The organism is Rhodothermales bacterium, from assembly GCA_041391505.1.
Taxonomy (GTDB): Bacteria; Bacteroidota; Rhodothermia; order Rhodothermales; family JAHQVL01; genus JAWKNW01.
Map to the genome: position 1 here is coordinate 118,389 of JAWKNW010000016.1, position 16,775 is coordinate 135,163.

Genomic DNA, 16,775 nt, shown 5'->3' on the forward strand with positions numbered 1-16,775 from the left:
CCGTCGGAGGCCGCACGGACAATCGGCCGCACAGAGCGTCCTGTTCTTGCAGGTTGAGCGAAAAAAGAGGGCCAGCAGGCGGCGGAGTAGCGTCATCGGATGATGGCGGCGAGGGCCGCGATGAGGGTGCTGGCGGAAGCCAGCGCAAGGGCGGCGATGCGTTTGATGCGAAAAGTCTCGATGCGATAATGCATGACGGTCTCCTGGGCTTGGGTCCGGCCGGCGTGCTGCCAATCCGGCATGTGGTGCGTTTCCCTACAACCTATACACATGTCGTACCAAAAATGACGACATCTCCGCAACATTTGTTACGCCGGCGCCCAAAAAGGGTACGCATCACCCCGCTTCAGGCCGCTCCACCGCCTGTAGGCGTAGCGCCAGACGCCGATGGGGCCGGAGGCCGCGCGCCGGCGTGTCCACTCGAGGACGCATGTTGTCCACAATCCGGAGCGATCAGTCCGCCGGCTGATCGAGGATATAGATCTCCGGGAGGTTGCGACCCAGCTGTCCGTAGTCGAGACCGTAGCCGAGCACGAACAGATTGGGGATGGTAAACGCGACGTAATCAAGGCGTACATCGACGCGCGTAGCTTCTTTTTTGTGGAGGAGAACGGCCGTGCTGAGCGACGCCGGCCGGTACGCAGCCATCCGTTTGAGGATGTACGCCATCGAAAGCCCCGTATCCACGATGTCCTCCACCACGATCACATGCCGGTCTTCGATGCTCGCATCGATGCTTTTTAATTCGCTGACGTTGCCGCTGCTGACCTTGGCATCGCCATAGGAGGACAACTTGATAAAATCGACCTCGCATTCGATCGTGATCTCCTTGAGGAGGTCCGAGAAAAACATGAATGCCCCGTTGAGCACGGCGATCAATATCGGCGTCTTGCCGGCGTACACGGTGTTGATCTCCGCCGCGATCTCGCGGATGCGCGCGTGGAGCGTTTCTTTCGCAAGGTACCGCTTGAACCGCTCGCCGCGGCAAAACACGTACGGACCGACCTGCGTCCCGGCCGACTGCTCGTTCATAGGTTCAGGGAATAGGCTTGGATCGATGGACCGGGGGAAACTACGAAGGAAGCGGCGACGATCGGAACGAAGCGTCGCCGGTTTGTGCGTTATTCACGGTCGGATGACGGGATCGCGACGCCCTGCGAGCCGGGCTCCAGTACGAGCCGCAGCGCGCGCTCGGTGCCGGCGCTGATGCGCACCTCGTCCGCCATGCGAACGCCGGGGATCCAGATGATGGTGCGGTCGCTCAGGACCACCGGCCAGCCGGCACGGACATGGCTCGGCACCCGCGCATCGGTCAGCATGTCGCTCACCTTCCGGGTATGGGCCATCCCGAAAGGCCGAATCCGGTCGCCGGACGCCCAGGGTCGCACGGACAGCGGCAGCGACACGCGGGAGGCATCGATCCAGACCCGATTGGGGGCGCCTTCCGCCGGCGATGCCGGCGGCGCCTCGGGCCACCCGAGGGACAGGCATCCGGCGGAGACGCACAGCGAGTCGCCGGGCGCCAGCCACCCCGATTGCTCACGAGGGCTCGCTTCGGTGGGCACGAACACGAGCGCGTCGCGCTCGCGCCAGAACGTGCCGGCGTCGACCTGGACTCTCCGCCCCGTCTGGAGGTCCAGCAGCGCCAGTACCCGATCGGCGGCGTCGCTCGTGCGCGGCGTGCGCGGCGACCATCGCCCCAGGGCTTCCAGCATGACGCGCCGGCGCCAGACGGCGGCCAGCGCACGCAATCCACCGATACGCAGCGTTCGTTCCGCGCGATCGTCGACCAGCACCGCCGCGAGATGGGCGGCCAGGGCCGGGTCGAACGACGCGTCTCTGTAGGCGCGCAGCCGATCCGCCGCCGCGGCGACCTGCCCCACGGCGCCGGCGCCGAACATTTCCTCGACGAGCGGCAGCAGGCGTTCCCGGACGGCGTTTCGCCGATAGCTCGTGTCCGCATTCGAGACGTCGAACCGCCAGGGCACCTCGGCCTCGGCGGCATACCGGGCGATGGCCTCCCGCGTCGCCCAGAGCAGGGGCCGCACGAGCCGGACGCCGGCGCCCGCGCGAAGCGGCCGCGCCGGAGGCATGCCGGAAAGTCCTTCGAGGCCGGCGCCGCGGAACAGGTTCAGGAGCAACGTCTCGGCCTGGTCGTCCACATGGTGGGCCACGGCGACCGCCGCGAGGCCGCGCTCCAGCGTGATGGCCTCGAAAAACGCATACCGCGCCGCGCGGGCCGCGGCCTGGAACGAGCCCGGCTGCTCCTTGAGCCCGCGCCCGTCGACGGACTGGACATGCACGGGGATGCCGTACGAGTCGGCATAGCGCCGGACGAGCGCCTCGTCGGCATCCGACGCCGCGTCGCGGAGGCGGTAGTTGACATGGGCGACTTCGACGCGGTACGCGAGCCGGCGAAGCACGTCGAGGAGCGTCATCGAATCGACGCCTCCGCTGACCCCGACCAGCACGGCGTCGCCGGGTTCGAGCAGCCGGTGCTCGGCGATATAGTCGGCGACGCGTTCCATCATGAGCAGCCGGCGTCAGGAGGCGGGACGCCCCTGGTTGAAGCGCGCCTCGAGTTCGTCCATGGTCAGGCTCACCTGGGTCGGGCGCCCGTACGGACACACGTAGGGCATCTCACACTGGAAAAGCTGGTCGATCAGCGAGCGCATCTCCTTGGCATCGAGGCGCGTCCCGCCCCGCAACGCGCCACGGCGGGCGATGCTTTTGGCCAGGTTCTCCCGCGCCTGCAGCTTGAGCGCATCGCGGTTCATCTTGTACTGTTCGAGGATCTCCTCGAGGATCTTGCGTTCATCCCCCACCTTGATATCCGCCGGCACGCCGCGGACGACGACCGACCGGCCGCTGAAGAGGTCCACCTCGAAGCCGAGTTTTCGGAAGTCGGGCAGTAGCTCCTTGATCAGTTCGAAGTCGCTGGGGCTGAAATCCAGCGTATGGGGAAACAGGAGCTGCTGGGAGAGCGCCATCCCGCTTTCCAGGTTCTGCAACGCCTTCTCATACAGAATCCGCTCATGCGCCGCGGTCTGGTCGAAGATCATCAGCCCCGATCGGATCTGCGTGAGGATATACCGCTGGTGCAGTTGCCAGATCGGCGCGCCATCGAGGTCGGCCTCGTCGGCTGCTTCGTTCTGGCGATTCGGTTCGGAGGGAATCAGGAGCGACGCCGGCTCGGTGCGGTGCGTGCCCCCGAAAAGCCGTTCGCTCAACGCGCCGCTGGAGGGCCCGTACGGGTCGCGGCCGCCGCTGCGGGGCGCGGACCAGGACGATCCCCTGGAGGAACGTCCGGTGGCCGGCGTCAGCCAGGATGCAGCGATCGCGCTGCCGCCCAGTCCGGATCCGCCGGCGGCGGGCGCCCCGTCGAAATCGAATTGAGGCGACAGGGCCGCCGATCCGACGCCCTTGCGCACCACGGAGCGCAAAAACCCGTAGATGCCGCGCTCGTCGTCGAACTTGACTTCCGCCTTGGTGGGATGCACGTTGACATCCACGTGGCGCGGATCCATGCTGAGGAAGACCACAAAAAACGGGAAGGCGCCCTCGGGAATGAGGTCTTCGTAGGCCGATCGGATGGCATGCTCCAGATACCGATCCTTCACATACCGGTCGTTGACGAAGAGAAACTGCTCGCCCCGGCTGCGCCGAAAATAGTCGGGCTTCCCGATGAGGCCGCGGGCCGACAGGTAGCTGGTCGTTTCCTCGATCCCGATCAGTTGTTCGCCGAGTTGGGCGCCGAGCAGCTGCGCGATCCGCGCTTTCAGCGCCGTATGGAACGCCTTGCCCGGGCACGCTTCGAGCCGGTACACCTCGTTTTCGTCATGAACGAGCGTGAAGGCGATGCCGGGATGGGAGAGCGCGAGAAACTGGAAGGTCTCGACGATGTGCTTGAATTCCGTCGCCGGCGTTTTGAGAAAGCTGCGGCGAGCCGGCACGTTGTAGAACAGGTTGCGCACCGCGATCGAGGTGCCGGCCTGGGCCGCGCAGGGCTCGCTGGCCAGCACGGCCGCGTCCTCGACGGACACGCGGTACCCCATCTCGTCCTCGTGCCGGCGTGTCAGGAGCGTGACCTGCGCGACCGCGGCGATGGACGCCAGCGCCTCGCCACGAAAACCCAGGGTGCGAAGCGCGTCGAGGTCTTCGATGCGCACCAGTTTGCTCGTCGCGTGGCGATCGAAACACAGCAGGGCGTCGATCGGACTCATGCCGCACCCGTTGTCCACCACCTGCACGAGTTCGCTGCCGGCGGCTTTCAGGATGAGCGTGATCTCGGAGGCCCCGGCGTCGATGGCGTTTTCGATCAGCTCCTTGGCGACCGACGCCGGCCGCTGCACCACCTCGCCCGCCGCGATCTTGTTCGCGAGCGCAGGCGGCATGGTCCGGATGATGCTATCCGACGATTCCGCCGTTCCGCTATGGCCTTCGTTCGTCACCGGGCGTCCACTCCTCTCGAATATCGTCCCGTCGCCATGCCCCCGGCATCACGACAGGCTGGTGTACAGAAAGACCGCAAAAATGAACAGAATGATCGCGTACACGAGCCCGATCGGACTCCGTCGCCGGCTGGCCGCGTGGCTCTGAATTCGAATACGCTCGCGTATTTTCTGCTCGCGTTCCGGATTATAAAACCGGGGCTGGTAATCGAATTTCCGGTGTTGCGGACGTTTGCTCGGTACAAAAAGACCCATCGGATACCTCGCGGATTGGCTCTAACAGGGGCGCGATTCGGTTTGTTTTTTTATACAGGGCCTCGTGCACATCGTTCCAGCGCGCGCCGGCGCCCCGCGCCTCAGCGGTAGACCCCCGCCACGTACGTCAGATAGAGCACGTAGAGCGGGGCCGTAAACAGCAGTCCGTCGATGCGATCGAGGATGCCGCCGTGCCCCGGAAGCAGGTTGCCCGAGTCCTTGACGCCCCATTCCCGCTTCAGCCGGCTCTCGATTAGGTCCCCCACTTCTCCCCCTACCCCCACGATGAGACCAAGGGCGATCGTGTGCCCCCAATTCAATAACGGCAATTGATAGACCTTGATCAGCACCACGGCCGCCATCGCGCCGACCAGGCCTCCGATCGCTCCTTCCCAGGTCTTCTTGGGCGAAATCGCAGGCGCCAGCGGCCGGCGGCCGAAGAGTCGCCCGGCCACATAGGCCAGCGTGTCGTTGCTCCAGATGCCGACCAGCAGCGCCGCCATCAACCAGAACGCGGTCAGGGAGTCCACGCCTCCCCCCTCGCGCAGCCGCAGCACCGCGAGCTGAGCGGCAAAAAACGCCGGATAAAACACGCCGGCATAAACCCACGCCAGACGCTCCCACACCTCGCGCCGCCCGGCAAAAAAGGTGGCGTAGACCAGCAGTCCGACGGCCAGCAGCACCAGCGCCGGCCACGCGGCCGGAACCCGGATCTGCAGCACGACGAGTGCTCCCATGAGGAGCCCCACCAGCCGGAGCGCGTGCCGCTCGTCGGCGCCGCTCATTTTGTAGAACTCGATCTGGGCGGCGACGGTCAGCACCCCGACGAGCAGCAGAAACAACGAACCGCCCGCATACACCGCCCCGATCACCAGCGGTACGCCGATGAGCGCCGTGAGTATACGTTGCGCGAGGTTGGACAAGGGTCTGGGGAGCGTCGTGGTGTTCCGAGACATCATGGCTGGGTGGGTGGTCGGGATGCGTGCCCGGAATGCCGCATCCGAGACGCGCCGAACGTCTTACTCGTCTTTCTCCTCTTCCTCCTCGAGCGGGTCTCCATCCTCGTCCTCATCCCCCGCCGGCAACGCCTCATCGAGTTCGGCGAGGGTGGCGTCGGCCGGGTCGAGCGGTGAGGCGGCGAGGGCCTGGCGGGTCAGCTCCGCTTCGTCAATGGGGATCGAGGTGAGGATGTCCCGGGCTTCCGCCTCGCGATCCGGCTGCACGAGCACCTGAATCCGCGCCAGGTCGCCCATGGTCAGGTTGAAGGCGTGATCTTTTTTGTTCTGGACGACGGCCGCAATGCCGGCATCGTTGAGCCGGTCACAGACGATCTCGGCCTCGTAGTCTATTCCGGTCTTGAAGACCGGCACCCAGTCCTGGGATGGCGTCTCGCTCATGATCTTCTCCGTTTGATGCTAGGCCTCGACCTTGCCTGCGGCAAGCGAGGCGCGTCGGTGTAAAACATACACAATTCCGGCAAATGCCGCCGTACAGACGACGGTCACGAGCACCGGCACGTCCATCTGCTCCAGCGATTCGAGGTCCATGTCCGGCTGCCGGCTCACGTACATCCCCATCAGGAGCGCAAAACTGTTGTTGACGAAGTGCACGGCGATCGCCGGCCACAGCGATCCGGTTCGCCAGGTAAGATACGCCAGATACATCCCGATCACCGACAGCGGTATCACCTGCGAGAACCGGAAATGAAACAGGCCGAAGAGCACTCCGATGATGACGATGCCCGCCACGACGCCGAGTTGCCGTTCCAGCTGCCGCTGCACATACCCGCGAAACAACAGCTCCTCGCAAAAGGCCGGCGTCAGCGCCATCACGAACAGGCTGAACACGACGCCCAGATCCTGCACGAGCACCTGCTCGATCAGATCGACCTGCGATTGTTCGAGCTTCTCGATCCATTCCGGCAACGGGATCGCCTCGTTCACGCTGCCGAGCCACCACACCACGGGGGTGAGCACGGCCAGCCCCACCAGCGACAACGCAATGGTGGGCGTCGTCGTTCGCCGGAGCCGCACGAACGCCCAGGGCCGGCTCGTGTGCAGACGCAGGATGAGATACGTGGGCAGCGCCAGCGCAAAAAACTGCCCGATCGTGTTGGCCACGAGGAGAATCCGGGCGTTGTCGGCGATGACTTCCTCGAGCGCGCCCTGCAAGTCGGCCAGCGAAATCCCGTTCAACATCAGGAGTCCGATCATGGCGATCGGACCGATGACGATGTGAAAAAGGATGATGACCACGATGAGGGTCAGAAACGCCATCAACCCCGGCGAAAAACGCTGACGCTCCAGATAGCGGTCGAGCGGGATCGGCGGCGCCGGCTCCCAGGCGTCCGGGAGCGTCTTTACCGGCACGGCACCGGTTTCCATCATCCGTGGTTGTTCCATATCTGCGCTTTGTCGCTGCCCGGGGGGTCGCTGCCTGGGGGTGGCCCTGTTGAAACGGTCGTCCTTCTACCCGCCATGACGGCCGATGTTTTTCGATTCTTCAGCAAAGGCGTGGAACCTGCTTGACCGCAAATCATTGATGGGACTATCTTGCTCGAAACGCGCATGTAGCTCAGTTGGATAGAGCGTTGGATTCCGGTTCCAAAGGTCGGGGGTTCGAATCCTCCCATGCGCGCGACGCGAAATAAAGGGCTCCCCCGGGGGCCCTTTTGTCGTTTATGGCCACTCAAGAGCCTGTCGGCAGGATGTGATTTCTCCCCTCCGCCCGCCGGCACATGCGAAGATCGCCTCACACCAGCATCCGGAGGCGATTCAATCCCGGAATAGCAGCGGCCCGAACTCGACCAGGTTGTGGCGCCACGTTATAAACGTGTGGCCGGCGGGGTAGTCGTTCGTCGTGTACCTGATGCCGTACCGGTCGAACAGCGCCAGCATGTTCTGGCCGTTCTGATAGGCGATATCCTGCTGACCGCCCATGGCGATCCAGAACAGCTTCAGGCGGTTGATGGCCGGGTTTTTCAGGACGTCGGCGTGCTGCTCCTCCAGCGTCTTGAGCTGGGGCGGGAAGTAGCCGGTGCTCAGCGGCAGCACATAGGCAAACTTCTCAGGATGGAAGAGCGCGATGTTCAGCGCCTGGAGGCCGCCCATCGACAGGCCGGCGTAGGCCCGGTCCTCCGCGCGCGTCGATGCCTTAAAATGGCCCTCGACGTACGGGATGATCTCGTCAAAAAGCTGCGCATAATACGGGTCGCCGTCCGTCCCCGCCTCCATATGGAAACCAGGCACCGGGTGGCCCATCGGCATCACGACGATCATCGGAACGATCCGGCCTTCCGCAAGGAGGTTGTCGAGGATGAAGTTCGCGCGCCCCGCCGTCAGCCACGACGCGTCGTTGTCGCCGCCGCCGTGTTGCAGGTACAGCGTGGGCAGGGGGCCTTGCAGGGCCTCATAGCCGGGCGGGGTATAGACGTGAAACCGACCGATCGTACCGGTCACCGCCGAATTGAACCACACCTTGCTCACTTCGCCATGGGGCACTCCCTTCGCCGCCTGGTAATCGGCCTCCGAGCCGGGGAGTTCGAACAGATTGGAGAGCCCGTTTTCCGCCTCTTTGAAGCGGGCGTTTTTCGGGTCGAACGTCCGGACGCCATCGACCGTGAAGTCGTACGTATACACGTCGGGGCGGAGATCCGGGATGACGACCGACCAGACGCCGGACGCCTCCTTATGGAGCGGTAGCGGACGGTATTCTTTCAGAAAATCCCCGACCACCGTCACCTCCTCCGCCTTCGGGGCATAGATGCTCAGCTGGACGGTCCGGGCGTCGACGACGCGTACGGACTGCAGGGTATCGTTCGGGGTGCGGATGCCCTGTTGCGGTTGCGCCGAGGCCGTTGTGGCGAGCAGCGCCAGACAAAACGAAAGGCGGATAGCGTGCATGGTTGTGTTTATGCCGGATGAAGGGGCCCAGATCGTCCACAGAAGGTAACGCGAATCGCCAAGCCGGCAAAATGGCCCTGCGGGCTTCGTCTTCACCGGTTGTGAATGGTGCCGGAGTGAAGTACAATGCTCCGGTTGACATCCCCCCATTGACGGACCAGGACATGGAACGCAGAAGGTTTATCCAGCTTGCAGGCGGCACGGCCGTATTGTTGACGGCAGCACCCGATTTCACGACGCTTTTTGCCTCCCAGGCCCCTTTTTCCGGGGTGGACGATGCCTTGTTCGCCCATCCGCCCCGAACGGCCGGACCGTGGGTCGTGTGGCATTGGACGAATGCGAATCAGACGCGGGAAGGCGTCACGGCGGATCTGGAGGGCATGGCCACGATGGGTATCGCCGGCGCGTCGCTCTTTAGCTTCCCGCCTGGAGCCGCCAGTTTTCGCGGCCCGGGAACGGTCGTCGATCAGGCGCCGGCGCCGCTTACGCCCGCCTGGTTCGACCTCATCCATCATGCCGTCAGCGAGGCGGGTCGGTTGGGGATCACGCTGGCCCTCCAGATCAGCGCCGGCTGGGCGACCGCCGGGGGCGACTGGATCCAGCCGGAGGACTCCCAGCAACAGCTCGTCTGGAGCGAACGGATCGTCGAAGGCGGGCAGGGTGTAGACGGAGCGCTCGCGCGGCCGCGGCGCGCCGGCGAGCGAGACACCGAGCCGCAGGCGTGGCGGGACTATTACCGGGATCTGGCCGTCCTGGCATTCCCCATCCCTGCCGGCTGGGGCGAGACCAACAGGACACGCGGCGCCGTCGTTACCGCCACGCTACCGGTCGGGGATATCGGCAAGCTGACTGACATCTCGAACCAGGAACTGACCATCGATACCGAGACGGGCGGCCACCTCCAGTTTTCGTTCGACGCACCCTTCACGCTGCGCTCCATCCGCATGAATCCCGGAAGCCGCAGCAGCAACTCACGCTTCGGCGTGTACAACCGCCCCGCTCACAGTATGGAGGTGCAGGCCAGCGACGACGGCGTAACCTTTCGACGGATCGGCGCCCTCGAGCCGATGGCGCACAGCTGGCAGACCCGGCTCACGTCCTTGACGCACACGATACCGGAAACGACGGCCCGGCATTTTCGACTCGTCTATAACCCCGCCCCACCCATCGGCTACGACGAGCATATGCAGTCGGGCTCGTACCGGGGTAGCGGCGGCTTCGGTTTCGAGCCGGGCGAGGTGTCGGCCATCCCGATGCTCGACATGATCGATCCGCTCTTGATCAGCAGCCTCGAACTCTCCAGCACACCCGTCGTCCATCACTGGGAAGGCAAGTCGGGGCTCGTCTGGGGCATGAGCCGACGCGTGACCGACGCGGAGACCCCGTCGTCGGCCTGCGTCCCGATGGATGCGCTCGTCGACCTGACCGACCGCATGCGCGCCGACGGCACCCTGAACTGGCAGGCGCCAGCCGGCAGCACGTGGAAAGTCCTTCGCTTTGGATACACGACGATGGGGCGGACGAACGGAGAAGGCATAGGCCAGGGATTGGAGTCCGACAAGTTCAGCGAAGCCGGCGCGCGCGCGGCGTTCAACGGCTGGTACGCCCGCGTGATCGACGACATCGGGGCCGAACTGGCCAGCCGCGTGTTGACCATGCTCAATGTGGATAGCTGGGAATGCGGTTCCCAGAACTGGTCGCCGGTCATGCGCGAAGCCTTTCGCGCGCGGCGTGGCTACGACGCCATCCCGTACCTGCCCGCCATGGCCGGGATCCCCGTCGAAAGTGCCGACATCAGCGAAAGCTTTCTGTTCGACCTGCGCCATACCATCGCCGACCTGATCAGCGACAACTATGTAGCCACGCTCAACGACCTGGCCCGCTCGCGCGGTTCGCAGATGCAGATGGAAGCCGTCCCCCCCGGGATGATCTGCGACGGCCTGAGCGTCCATAAACACGTCGACGTGACCGCCGGCGAGTTCTGGGTGACCGCCTGGCAGAACTGGAAACCCTGCGACATTGCCGAAGCCGCCCACGCCGCGCACATCTATGGAAAAGCCATCGTCATGGCAGAGGCGTTCACTGGGGGCGGCGACTGGAAGGAGCACCCCTACGATCTGAAGGCGATGGGCGACCTCCACTTCGCCGACGGGATCAACCGGTTCATGCTGCACCTATGGGCCGCCCAGCCCTATCCGGGACGCGTACCGGGCCAGACAGGCGCCGCCGGCACCTACATCAACCAGCACACCACGTGGTTCGAGCCGGGCAAGGCCTGGATCGACTACCTCCGTCGCTGCCAGATGCTCCTGCAGTCCGGCTACGCCGTGCGGGACGTGGCCTATTTCATCGGCGAATCCGTCCCCTGCCGCGCCCTCATCCCGCCGCGTTATGGTTCGTATTTCGTCACCGACCCGCCATTGCCGCAAGGCTATGCCTACGACTCCATCAACCGGGACGTCCTGCTCAATCACGCACGCGCCGAGAACGGGATGCTGGTGCTGGACCGTGGGGCGCGCTATCATGTGCTCGTCCTTCGTCCCGATCGTCTACTCACACCGCAAATGTTGCACAAGGTGAGGGAGCTCGCGCTCGCCGGCGTGTCGATCGTAGGTCCCATGCCGACCGGCTCGCCGAGCCTCGAAATGGCATCGTTCGCCGCGCATGAAGTCCCGACTGTCGCCGGCGAACTCTGGGGCGACCCGTCAGATGAATCTCCAGCTTACCGGCGTATCGGGAACGGTCGCATCTTCCGGCACGCCCGTATGGATGAGGTGCTGACGACGATCGGCGTCGCGCCCGACCTGCTGTTCCATCGCGTTACCCACACCGAGCGTGGCACACCCTACGAGGCCACGGCATACGAACCACACGGCATCGACCCGACCCTGTACGGCGCCGCCCGCCAGGGCTGGGGGCTCGTGTGGAATCACAAACGGGACGGTGATTCCGACGTGTATTTCCTTTCGAATCAGGAGCAGTTTCCGCTGTCCTGCGAAGCGAGCTTCCGCATCGAGGGGCGCGTTCCCGAGTTGTGGCATCCGGACACGGGGGTCATCGAAGACGCCGCGGTCTGGCGGGTCGAAAACGGACGCACGGTCGTGCCGATGGATTTCGACCCCGCCGGCTCGGTTTTCGTCGTTTTCAGACGGGTCTCTCGGGGTCTGGATCCGGTTTCCGCCGTCGATGGCACATCCGACCGGAGGGCTCTGCGGCTGCGCTCGACGCCGGCGGGACTCGAACGCTGGGCATCCGCATCGGGCAGCTGGGGCCTCAAAACCATGGCGGGCTTCTCCGCCGTCGTCACTGCGACCGATGTGCCCGCTCCCCGGCCCATCGAAGGCCCCTGGCAGGTGACTTTCCCGCTACTCACGTTGACCAACAAACGCATCAATCTCGAACTCGGCTCGTGGACCGCTCAGCGGGACGCCGAGATCAAGCATTTTTCCGGGACGGCGACCTACCGGAAACAGATCGAACTGCCCGTAGGATCGGATGGCGTGCGCCTGTTTCTGGATCTCGGCGATGTAAAAAATCTGGCGAGGGTGCGGCTGAACGGGCAGGATCTGGGGGTATTGTGGAAGCCGCCCTATCGCGTCGATCTCACGCCGGCCGCGAAGACGGGCCCCAACGCGCTCGAAATCGAGGTAACCAACACCTGGCACAACCGGCTAGTCCGGGACGCCGGCCTGCCGGAGGCTCAGCGACAGACTTGGCTGCTCGGCTCCGGTCCCTCCGCCGATGCCGCGCTCGAGCCGGCCGGCCTGCTCGGGCCGGTGCGGATCCTCACCGAGGTGCGGGTCTGATTACGGCTTCTTCGGCTCGCGTTCGCTGCGCCCCGTCACGACGATCGTCGGCTTGCTGGCGGCGGCGAGGCTGGGAAGCTGCGTGGTGAGTCGATCGAGCGCGTATGCGCTGTAGTAGATGTGGGTATTGCCACGCGGCAGGCGCATCGACCACGACCGACGCCTCGACGGCGCCTGACAGACAACGCTGTCGCACATCATGTTGATCTCGTAGAGCAGGTCGCCACGTTGGCAACCGCCTTGAGTTGCACCTCCCCAGCCGGGAGCGCCATCGCGATGAGGCCATGCTCCCCGCATCGGGGAAAACAAGTTCTCCGTATCCGGGAAGGACGTCGTCGCCGATCGGGCTATTTTCCGTCCATGGCGCGCACGATGCGGGCGGTGGTCACCAGCTGGCCGGTATGGCGCGAGGCGTGTTCGGCCGCGTGAAACAGGAGCCCGATGACGGTGGACGGCAGGCCGGCGCGTCCGACGCGGCGGGTGTCCGTGAGGATGGTCGCCGGCGTCTCGGCCATCTGGCGGAAGGCGGCGTCAACGGTCTGTCGCCAGCCTGCGAGGAGATCGTCCAGCCGGGGGCGCGTCGTTTCGAGATCGGCTTCCGCCTTCAGATACCGGAATTGCTCGTCGGTAAGCGCCTCGCCGCGGGCATAGGTGAGCAACCGGTCGGTGCTGCCGGACAGATGAGCGAGGTGATAGCCCACCGATCCCACGCCGCCGGGGCGCATCCAGAGGTGGGTCTCCGTCAGGCCATCGACCGCCCGCGCGGTGTCTTCGACCGACATGACGAGCGCGTGCGCCGCCGGCTGGAGCAGCGGAGGGATTCCGGGCAGCGGTCCGCGGAGCCAGGGTTCGGGGAGTTCGGACATCGAGCCGCCAGCTGTAACGATTGAGGATCCGGACGAATCCGGCCTATTCTTCGAGTTTCTTTTTGGGCAGCTGGCCCCGCAGGAGCCGGCCCTTGCGGAAGGCTTCCGACATGGCGAGGGGGATGCTCGCCTGGGCCTCCATGAGACGGGCACGCTGCTCCTGGATGCTGGCGCGCATCTCCTGCTGGAGCGCGATGGCGGCCGCGCGGCGCTCCTCGGCGCGCGCGCTCGCGACGCGAAGGTCCGCCCGGGCCTGATCGGTCTGCAGCTTCGCCCCGATGTTCTCGATGACATCGACGTCCGCAATATCGATCGACAGGATCTCGAAGGCCGTGCCGCTGTCGAGGCCGGCATCCAGCACCTTCTTCGAGATCGACGCCGGGTTTTCGAGGACGAGGGCATAGGTTTCCGACGAACCGATCGTCGAGACGATGCCTTCGCCGACACGCGCCATGATGGTCGCCTCGCCGGCACCGCCCACGAGCCGCGCGATGTTGGCGCGTACCGTCACCCGGCTCACCACCCGCAGCTGGACGCCGTCCTTCGCGACGGCGACGATGGGCGGGGTGTTGATGACGCGGGGGTTGACCGACACCTGCACCGCGTCGAACACGTCGCGCCCGGCCAGGTCGATGGCGGTCGCTTTTTCGAACGAGAGATCGATGCCGGCCTTCTGGGCCGAGATCAGTGCGCGCACCACTTCCTTCACGTGGCCGCCGGCCATGTAATGCGCCTCGAGCAACGAGGTGTTGATATCGATGCCGGCCTGATGCGCCGCGATGAGCGGCATAATGATCACATCGGGCGGCACGCGGCGCAGCCGCATCCCGACCAGATCCTGGACCAGCTTGATGCGCACGCCGGAGAATATCGCCGTGACCCACAGCCGCACGGGGACCATGTACATGATGTACCCGATCGCGATAACGGCCAGAATCAGGAGAAAAAGGGCGAAAGCGCCCAGCGAAGCGATATATTCTTCCATATGCGAAGCGACGACGTTACGGCCTCGGGCCGATCCAGATCACACCCCATGATAACCGCCACCCCACACAGGAAGCAAGGCGCGGGCATGAAAAAGCCGCGGGGGGAGTCGAAGCAGAGGCGCGATGCCGTCCGCGCGAGCCGAGCCGGGGCCTGCCGGCGCCGCATTAACACCTCCCTGCCGGCGCCGATACTAGGGCTTCCGGGCGCGCGACCGTTTCGCCCGCCAGCGTGTGCCGACCTAGAAGCAAGCCCATGACGAACGATCTCGATGTTCTGCTGGTCGAAGACTCCGCGTTCTTTCGCGATGTGATCCTCGCGTACCTGAGGCCGCTCAACCTCAAGATCGAGATGGCGGACAACGGCTCGAACGCGATAGAAATCCTGACGCGGCTTCCCATTCCTCGCCTCATCATCTGCGACGTGCACATGCCGGACATGGACGGTATCGAGCTGACGCGCCGCCTCCGCATGCTGCCTCCGCCGTACGAGCCCTACATCCTCATGCTGACGTCGAGCGCCGACGTGGCGACGGTGAAGGAAGCGATGCAGGCCGGCGCCAACGGGTATGTCGTCAAGCTCCCTCCCCGGGAGGAGTTTGTGAAACGCATCTATGGCATCCTGACGGCACGGCCGCGCGCGACGGCTTGAGTCCGGGCTCCAGCCCCGATGAGGGCGCGATACACGCCCTCACCGCACCGCGCGATCGGCCAGCATGCGATTGATGATACCCGCCCAGATGTACGTCCGGTGATAGCCGGCCCAGGCCTCGTCCGGACTATAAAACTCCCACAGGTTGTGCGTCGACCTCAGGCCGGCGATCAGCGCCTCCGCGTTTTTCTGTGTCAGCGCATCGGCTTCGCGATCGTAGCCGTAGGCCCGCAGACCGTGGTAGATCAGGTAATTCCACTCCACCCACACGGGACCATTCCAGTAGCCTTTCGGATGGTAGTAGGGGTCGTCGGCCGCGAGCGAGGGGATGCCGTAGGGGCGCCAGAACGACGTGGTGTCGGTCAGATGCCGCACCAGAGCCGCCGCCTGGGATGAATCCGCGATGCCGGCCCAGAGCGGCAAAAAGCCGATGATCTCCTTCCGTTTCAGATCGTTCTCGGTCGAGTACGAAAAATCGTTGTCCCGCCGGTCGATGTTGTAATAAAACGCGGTCTCCGGATCCCACATGAACCGGTTGATGAGGGCCGCCCGGCGCTCGTGATCGGCGCGCCATTCCGCCGCTTCTTCGGCAAGCCCGAGTTCGAGCGCCATCGCTTCGAGCGATTTCGCCTCCATCACGAGCATGCTGTTCACGTCCACCCCGTCGAACTGCGCCGGCCAGCCGACTTCGTCCCACACGGCCACCGCGGCATCGCGCACCGATTCGAGGACGGCGTGCCCGCCCCACTCGGCCAATCCGTCGCCATCGGCGTCGCGGTTCGACACATAAAAGCGGTAGAACCGGGCGGACGACGCGTACATCGTTTCGAGAAACGCCCGATCGCCCGTCTCGCGATAGACCTCGTAGTTCTGCCAGGCATACCAGGGGGCCGACGACGTCAGGGTGTCGTTGTGCAGGATGACTTCGTTCAGGTAGGCGCCGGTCCGGTAGTTGATGTATCCGTTGGGATGCTGCCTTTCGGCGTAGAGGCGTTGCGAGTCCATCGCGCCTTTCGGGTCGATTTGCGCATATGCGAGCATCGTCAGGCTTTCGTGAAACACCTGCCCGCCATGTCCCCATCCCCACGTCGGCTCCCTGCTGAAGACGTAATAGGGGTAGGATGCCTCGCCTTCGGGGGGATAAAACACCTGCGTCATCATGTTCGCCGCCGAGAGAAACAGCAGCCGCTCGTCGCGATCGCGGAAGCGATCGAGGCGGAGGCCGGCCTGCCAGGCGCGGTCGGCGGCGAGGTAGGCATCGAGCGGCTCGGCGAGCGCCCGCCGCCCGGCCTCGAGCAGGCGCGCCGGATCCTCGCGCTCCGGCTGGACCAACCGGACGACGCGCAGCGTGTGCGTCGCCCCGGGTTCGAGGGTGACGCTTTCCTGGTACGCCACGACGCGAACCATAGCGTTCGACACGCCGGCCTCCCCGCGCGCCACGTGGTCCACGAAACGGCTCGCGGGAAGCGACGTCGCCTCGACGCTGTGCATGCCGGGCTCGCCCATTGCGTCGAGACCGGTCAGGACATATCCATACAGCGCTCCCGGCTCCATCGCCGCGTCGCTCCACGTCCGGGCGTCGGTCACGGTCGCCTGCAGGGTATAGACGCTCTCGGGATAGCGGCGGCGGTAGATGTTGACGGCGCCTTCGGATGCCCACGACAACAGCCCGGCTTCCATGCGTACCTGCGTCGGGATCGGAGGCCCGTCGTACGCTTCGAGATGGCCGTCCATCCGCGCGTCGGTGCGGCCGGGCGGCACGGCGTAGCCTACGCGTCGCCCGAGCCGGCCGGCTTCGCTGAAGAATTGCACGTCGTACGTATCCCCGGGGCGCACGTCGCCCAGCCACCCCAGTTCCAT

At 65.0% G+C, this 16,775-nt stretch carries 14 protein-coding genes and 1 tRNA gene; 3 read left to right on the forward strand and 12 right to left on the reverse strand.

Annotation, left to right across the window (positions count from 1 at the left end; translation table 11 throughout):
* Positions 1 to 453 precede the first annotated feature (453 nt).
* The 7 genes from hpt to R2834_15680 all read right to left on the reverse strand — a co-directional run bounded on the left by hpt (position 454) and on the right by R2834_15680 (position 7,093).
* Positions 454 to 1,032: a hypoxanthine phosphoribosyltransferase gene (hpt, locus tag R2834_15650; protein ID MEZ4701773.1), complete on the reverse strand. Its 579-nt coding sequence runs from the start codon at positions 1,030 to 1,032 to the stop codon at positions 454 to 456.
* Positions 1,033 to 1,121: 89 nt separating this feature from the next.
* Positions 1,122 to 2,531, reverse strand: coding sequence for a tRNA lysidine(34) synthetase TilS (gene tilS, locus R2834_15655; GenBank protein ID MEZ4701774.1), 1,410 nt, complete (start codon positions 2,529 to 2,531; stop codon positions 1,122 to 1,124).
* A gap of 12 nt (positions 2,532 to 2,543) precedes the next feature.
* Positions 2,544 to 4,394 carry a DNA mismatch repair endonuclease MutL gene (gene mutL, locus R2834_15660; protein MEZ4701775.1) on the reverse strand — a complete coding sequence of 617 codons (1,851 nt, stop codon included), beginning with the start codon at positions 4,392 to 4,394 and terminating at the stop codon, positions 2,544 to 2,546.
* Between the two features lie 105 nt (positions 4,395 to 4,499).
* On the reverse strand, positions 4,500 to 4,706 hold the full coding sequence (locus tag R2834_15665) for a hypothetical protein (protein MEZ4701776.1): 207 nt from the start codon (positions 4,704 to 4,706) through the stop codon (positions 4,500 to 4,502).
* Positions 4,707 to 4,807: 101 nt separating this feature from the next.
* The gene (locus R2834_15670; GenBank protein MEZ4701777.1) at positions 4,808 to 5,665 is read right to left on the reverse strand and encodes a phosphatidate cytidylyltransferase; all 858 of its coding nucleotides are present in this window, start codon (positions 5,663 to 5,665) and stop codon (positions 4,808 to 4,810) included.
* Positions 5,666 to 5,725: 60 nt separating this feature from the next.
* Positions 5,726 to 6,103 (reverse strand): DUF2007 domain-containing protein, encoded by a 378-nt coding sequence (locus R2834_15675; GenBank protein MEZ4701778.1) that lies wholly within the window; start codon positions 6,101 to 6,103, stop codon positions 5,726 to 5,728.
* Positions 6,104 to 6,121: 18 nt separating this feature from the next.
* Positions 6,122 to 7,093: a type II CAAX endopeptidase family protein gene (locus tag R2834_15680; protein MEZ4701779.1), complete on the reverse strand. Its 972-nt coding sequence runs from the start codon at positions 7,091 to 7,093 to the stop codon at positions 6,122 to 6,124.
* A gap of 176 nt (positions 7,094 to 7,269) precedes the next feature.
* On the opposite strand from R2834_15680, the gene R2834_15685 reads away from it, so the two are divergent.
* Positions 7,270 to 7,343 (forward strand) — tRNA-Arg (locus R2834_15685).
* Positions 7,344 to 7,480: 137 nt separating this feature from the next.
* On the opposite strand, the gene R2834_15690 is transcribed toward R2834_15685, so the two are convergent.
* Positions 7,481 to 8,608: an alpha/beta hydrolase-fold protein gene (locus R2834_15690; protein MEZ4701780.1), complete on the reverse strand. Its 1,128-nt coding sequence runs from the start codon at positions 8,606 to 8,608 to the stop codon at positions 7,481 to 7,483.
* A 164-nt stretch (positions 8,609 to 8,772) separates the two neighbouring features.
* On the opposite strand from R2834_15690, the gene R2834_15695 reads away from it, so the two are divergent.
* Positions 8,773 to 12,414: a glycosyl hydrolase gene (locus R2834_15695; GenBank protein MEZ4701781.1), complete on the forward strand. Its 3,642-nt coding sequence runs from the start codon at positions 8,773 to 8,775 to the stop codon at positions 12,412 to 12,414.
* Here the strand turns inward: R2834_15695 and R2834_15700 are convergent, their stop codons facing one another.
* From R2834_15700 to floA, 3 genes are all read right to left on the reverse strand, one after another.
* Positions 12,415 to 12,561, reverse strand: a complete 147-nt coding sequence (locus tag R2834_15700; GenBank protein MEZ4701782.1) for a hypothetical protein — start codon at positions 12,559 to 12,561, stop codon at positions 12,415 to 12,417.
* A 200-nt stretch (positions 12,562 to 12,761) separates the two neighbouring features.
* Complete coding sequence (locus R2834_15705; protein MEZ4701783.1) at positions 12,762 to 13,280, reverse strand: DinB family protein; 519 nt, start codon at positions 13,278 to 13,280, stop codon at positions 12,762 to 12,764.
* A gap of 43 nt (positions 13,281 to 13,323) precedes the next feature.
* A complete protein-coding gene (gene floA, locus R2834_15710) occupies positions 13,324 to 14,265 on the reverse strand; it encodes a flotillin-like protein FloA (GenBank protein MEZ4701784.1) in 942 nt (313 codons plus the stop codon).
* A gap of 254 nt (positions 14,266 to 14,519) precedes the next feature.
* Between floA and R2834_15715 the strand changes: the two genes are divergently transcribed.
* Positions 14,520 to 14,915 carry a response regulator gene (locus R2834_15715; GenBank protein MEZ4701785.1) on the forward strand — a complete coding sequence of 132 codons (396 nt, stop codon included), beginning with the start codon at positions 14,520 to 14,522 and terminating at the stop codon, positions 14,913 to 14,915.
* A 39-nt stretch (positions 14,916 to 14,954) separates the two neighbouring features.
* On the opposite strand, the gene R2834_15720 is transcribed toward R2834_15715, so the two are convergent.
* A partial coding sequence (locus tag R2834_15720) for a trehalase family glycosidase (protein MEZ4701786.1) occupies positions 14,955 to 16,775 on the reverse strand: 1,821 nt, incomplete at its 5' end.

Excerpts from the sequence above, each read along its gene's own strand:
- R2834_15675 (MEZ4701778.1), bottom strand. The coding sequence starts at position 6,103 with ATGAGCGAGACGCCATCCCAGGACTGGGTGCCGGTCTTCAAGACCGGA.
- floA (MEZ4701784.1), bottom strand. The coding sequence starts at position 14,265 with ATGGAAGAATATATCGCTTCGCTGGGCGCTTTCGCCCTTTTTCTCCTG.
- R2834_15715 (MEZ4701785.1), top strand. The coding sequence starts at position 14,520 with ATGACGAACGATCTCGATGTTCTGCTGGTCGAAGACTCCGCGTTCTTT.
- R2834_15665 (MEZ4701776.1), bottom strand. The coding sequence starts at position 4,706 with ATGGGTCTTTTTGTACCGAGCAAACGTCCGCAACACCGGAAATTCGAT.
- hpt (MEZ4701773.1), bottom strand. The coding sequence starts at position 1,032 with ATGAACGAGCAGTCGGCCGGGACGCAGGTCGGTCCGTACGTGTTTTGC.
- R2834_15680 (MEZ4701779.1), bottom strand. The coding sequence starts at position 7,093 with ATGATGGAAACCGGTGCCGTGCCGGTAAAGACGCTCCCGGACGCCTGG.
- R2834_15705 (MEZ4701783.1), bottom strand. The coding sequence starts at position 13,280 with ATGTCCGAACTCCCCGAACCCTGGCTCCGCGGACCGCTGCCCGGAATC.
- R2834_15690 (MEZ4701780.1), bottom strand. The coding sequence starts at position 8,608 with ATGCACGCTATCCGCCTTTCGTTTTGTCTGGCGCTGCTCGCCACAACG.
- tilS (MEZ4701774.1), bottom strand. The coding sequence starts at position 2,531 with ATGATGGAACGCGTCGCCGACTATATCGCCGAGCACCGGCTGCTCGAA.
- R2834_15670 (MEZ4701777.1), bottom strand. The coding sequence starts at position 5,665 with ATGATGTCTCGGAACACCACGACGCTCCCCAGACCCTTGTCCAACCTC.
- R2834_15695 (MEZ4701781.1), top strand. The coding sequence starts at position 8,773 with ATGGAACGCAGAAGGTTTATCCAGCTTGCAGGCGGCACGGCCGTATTG.
- R2834_15700 (MEZ4701782.1), bottom strand. The coding sequence starts at position 12,561 with ATGCGCCTGCCGCGTGGCAATACCCACATCTACTACAGCGCATACGCG.
- mutL (MEZ4701775.1), bottom strand. The coding sequence starts at position 4,394 with ATGCCGCCTGCGCTCGCGAACAAGATCGCGGCGGGCGAGGTGGTGCAG.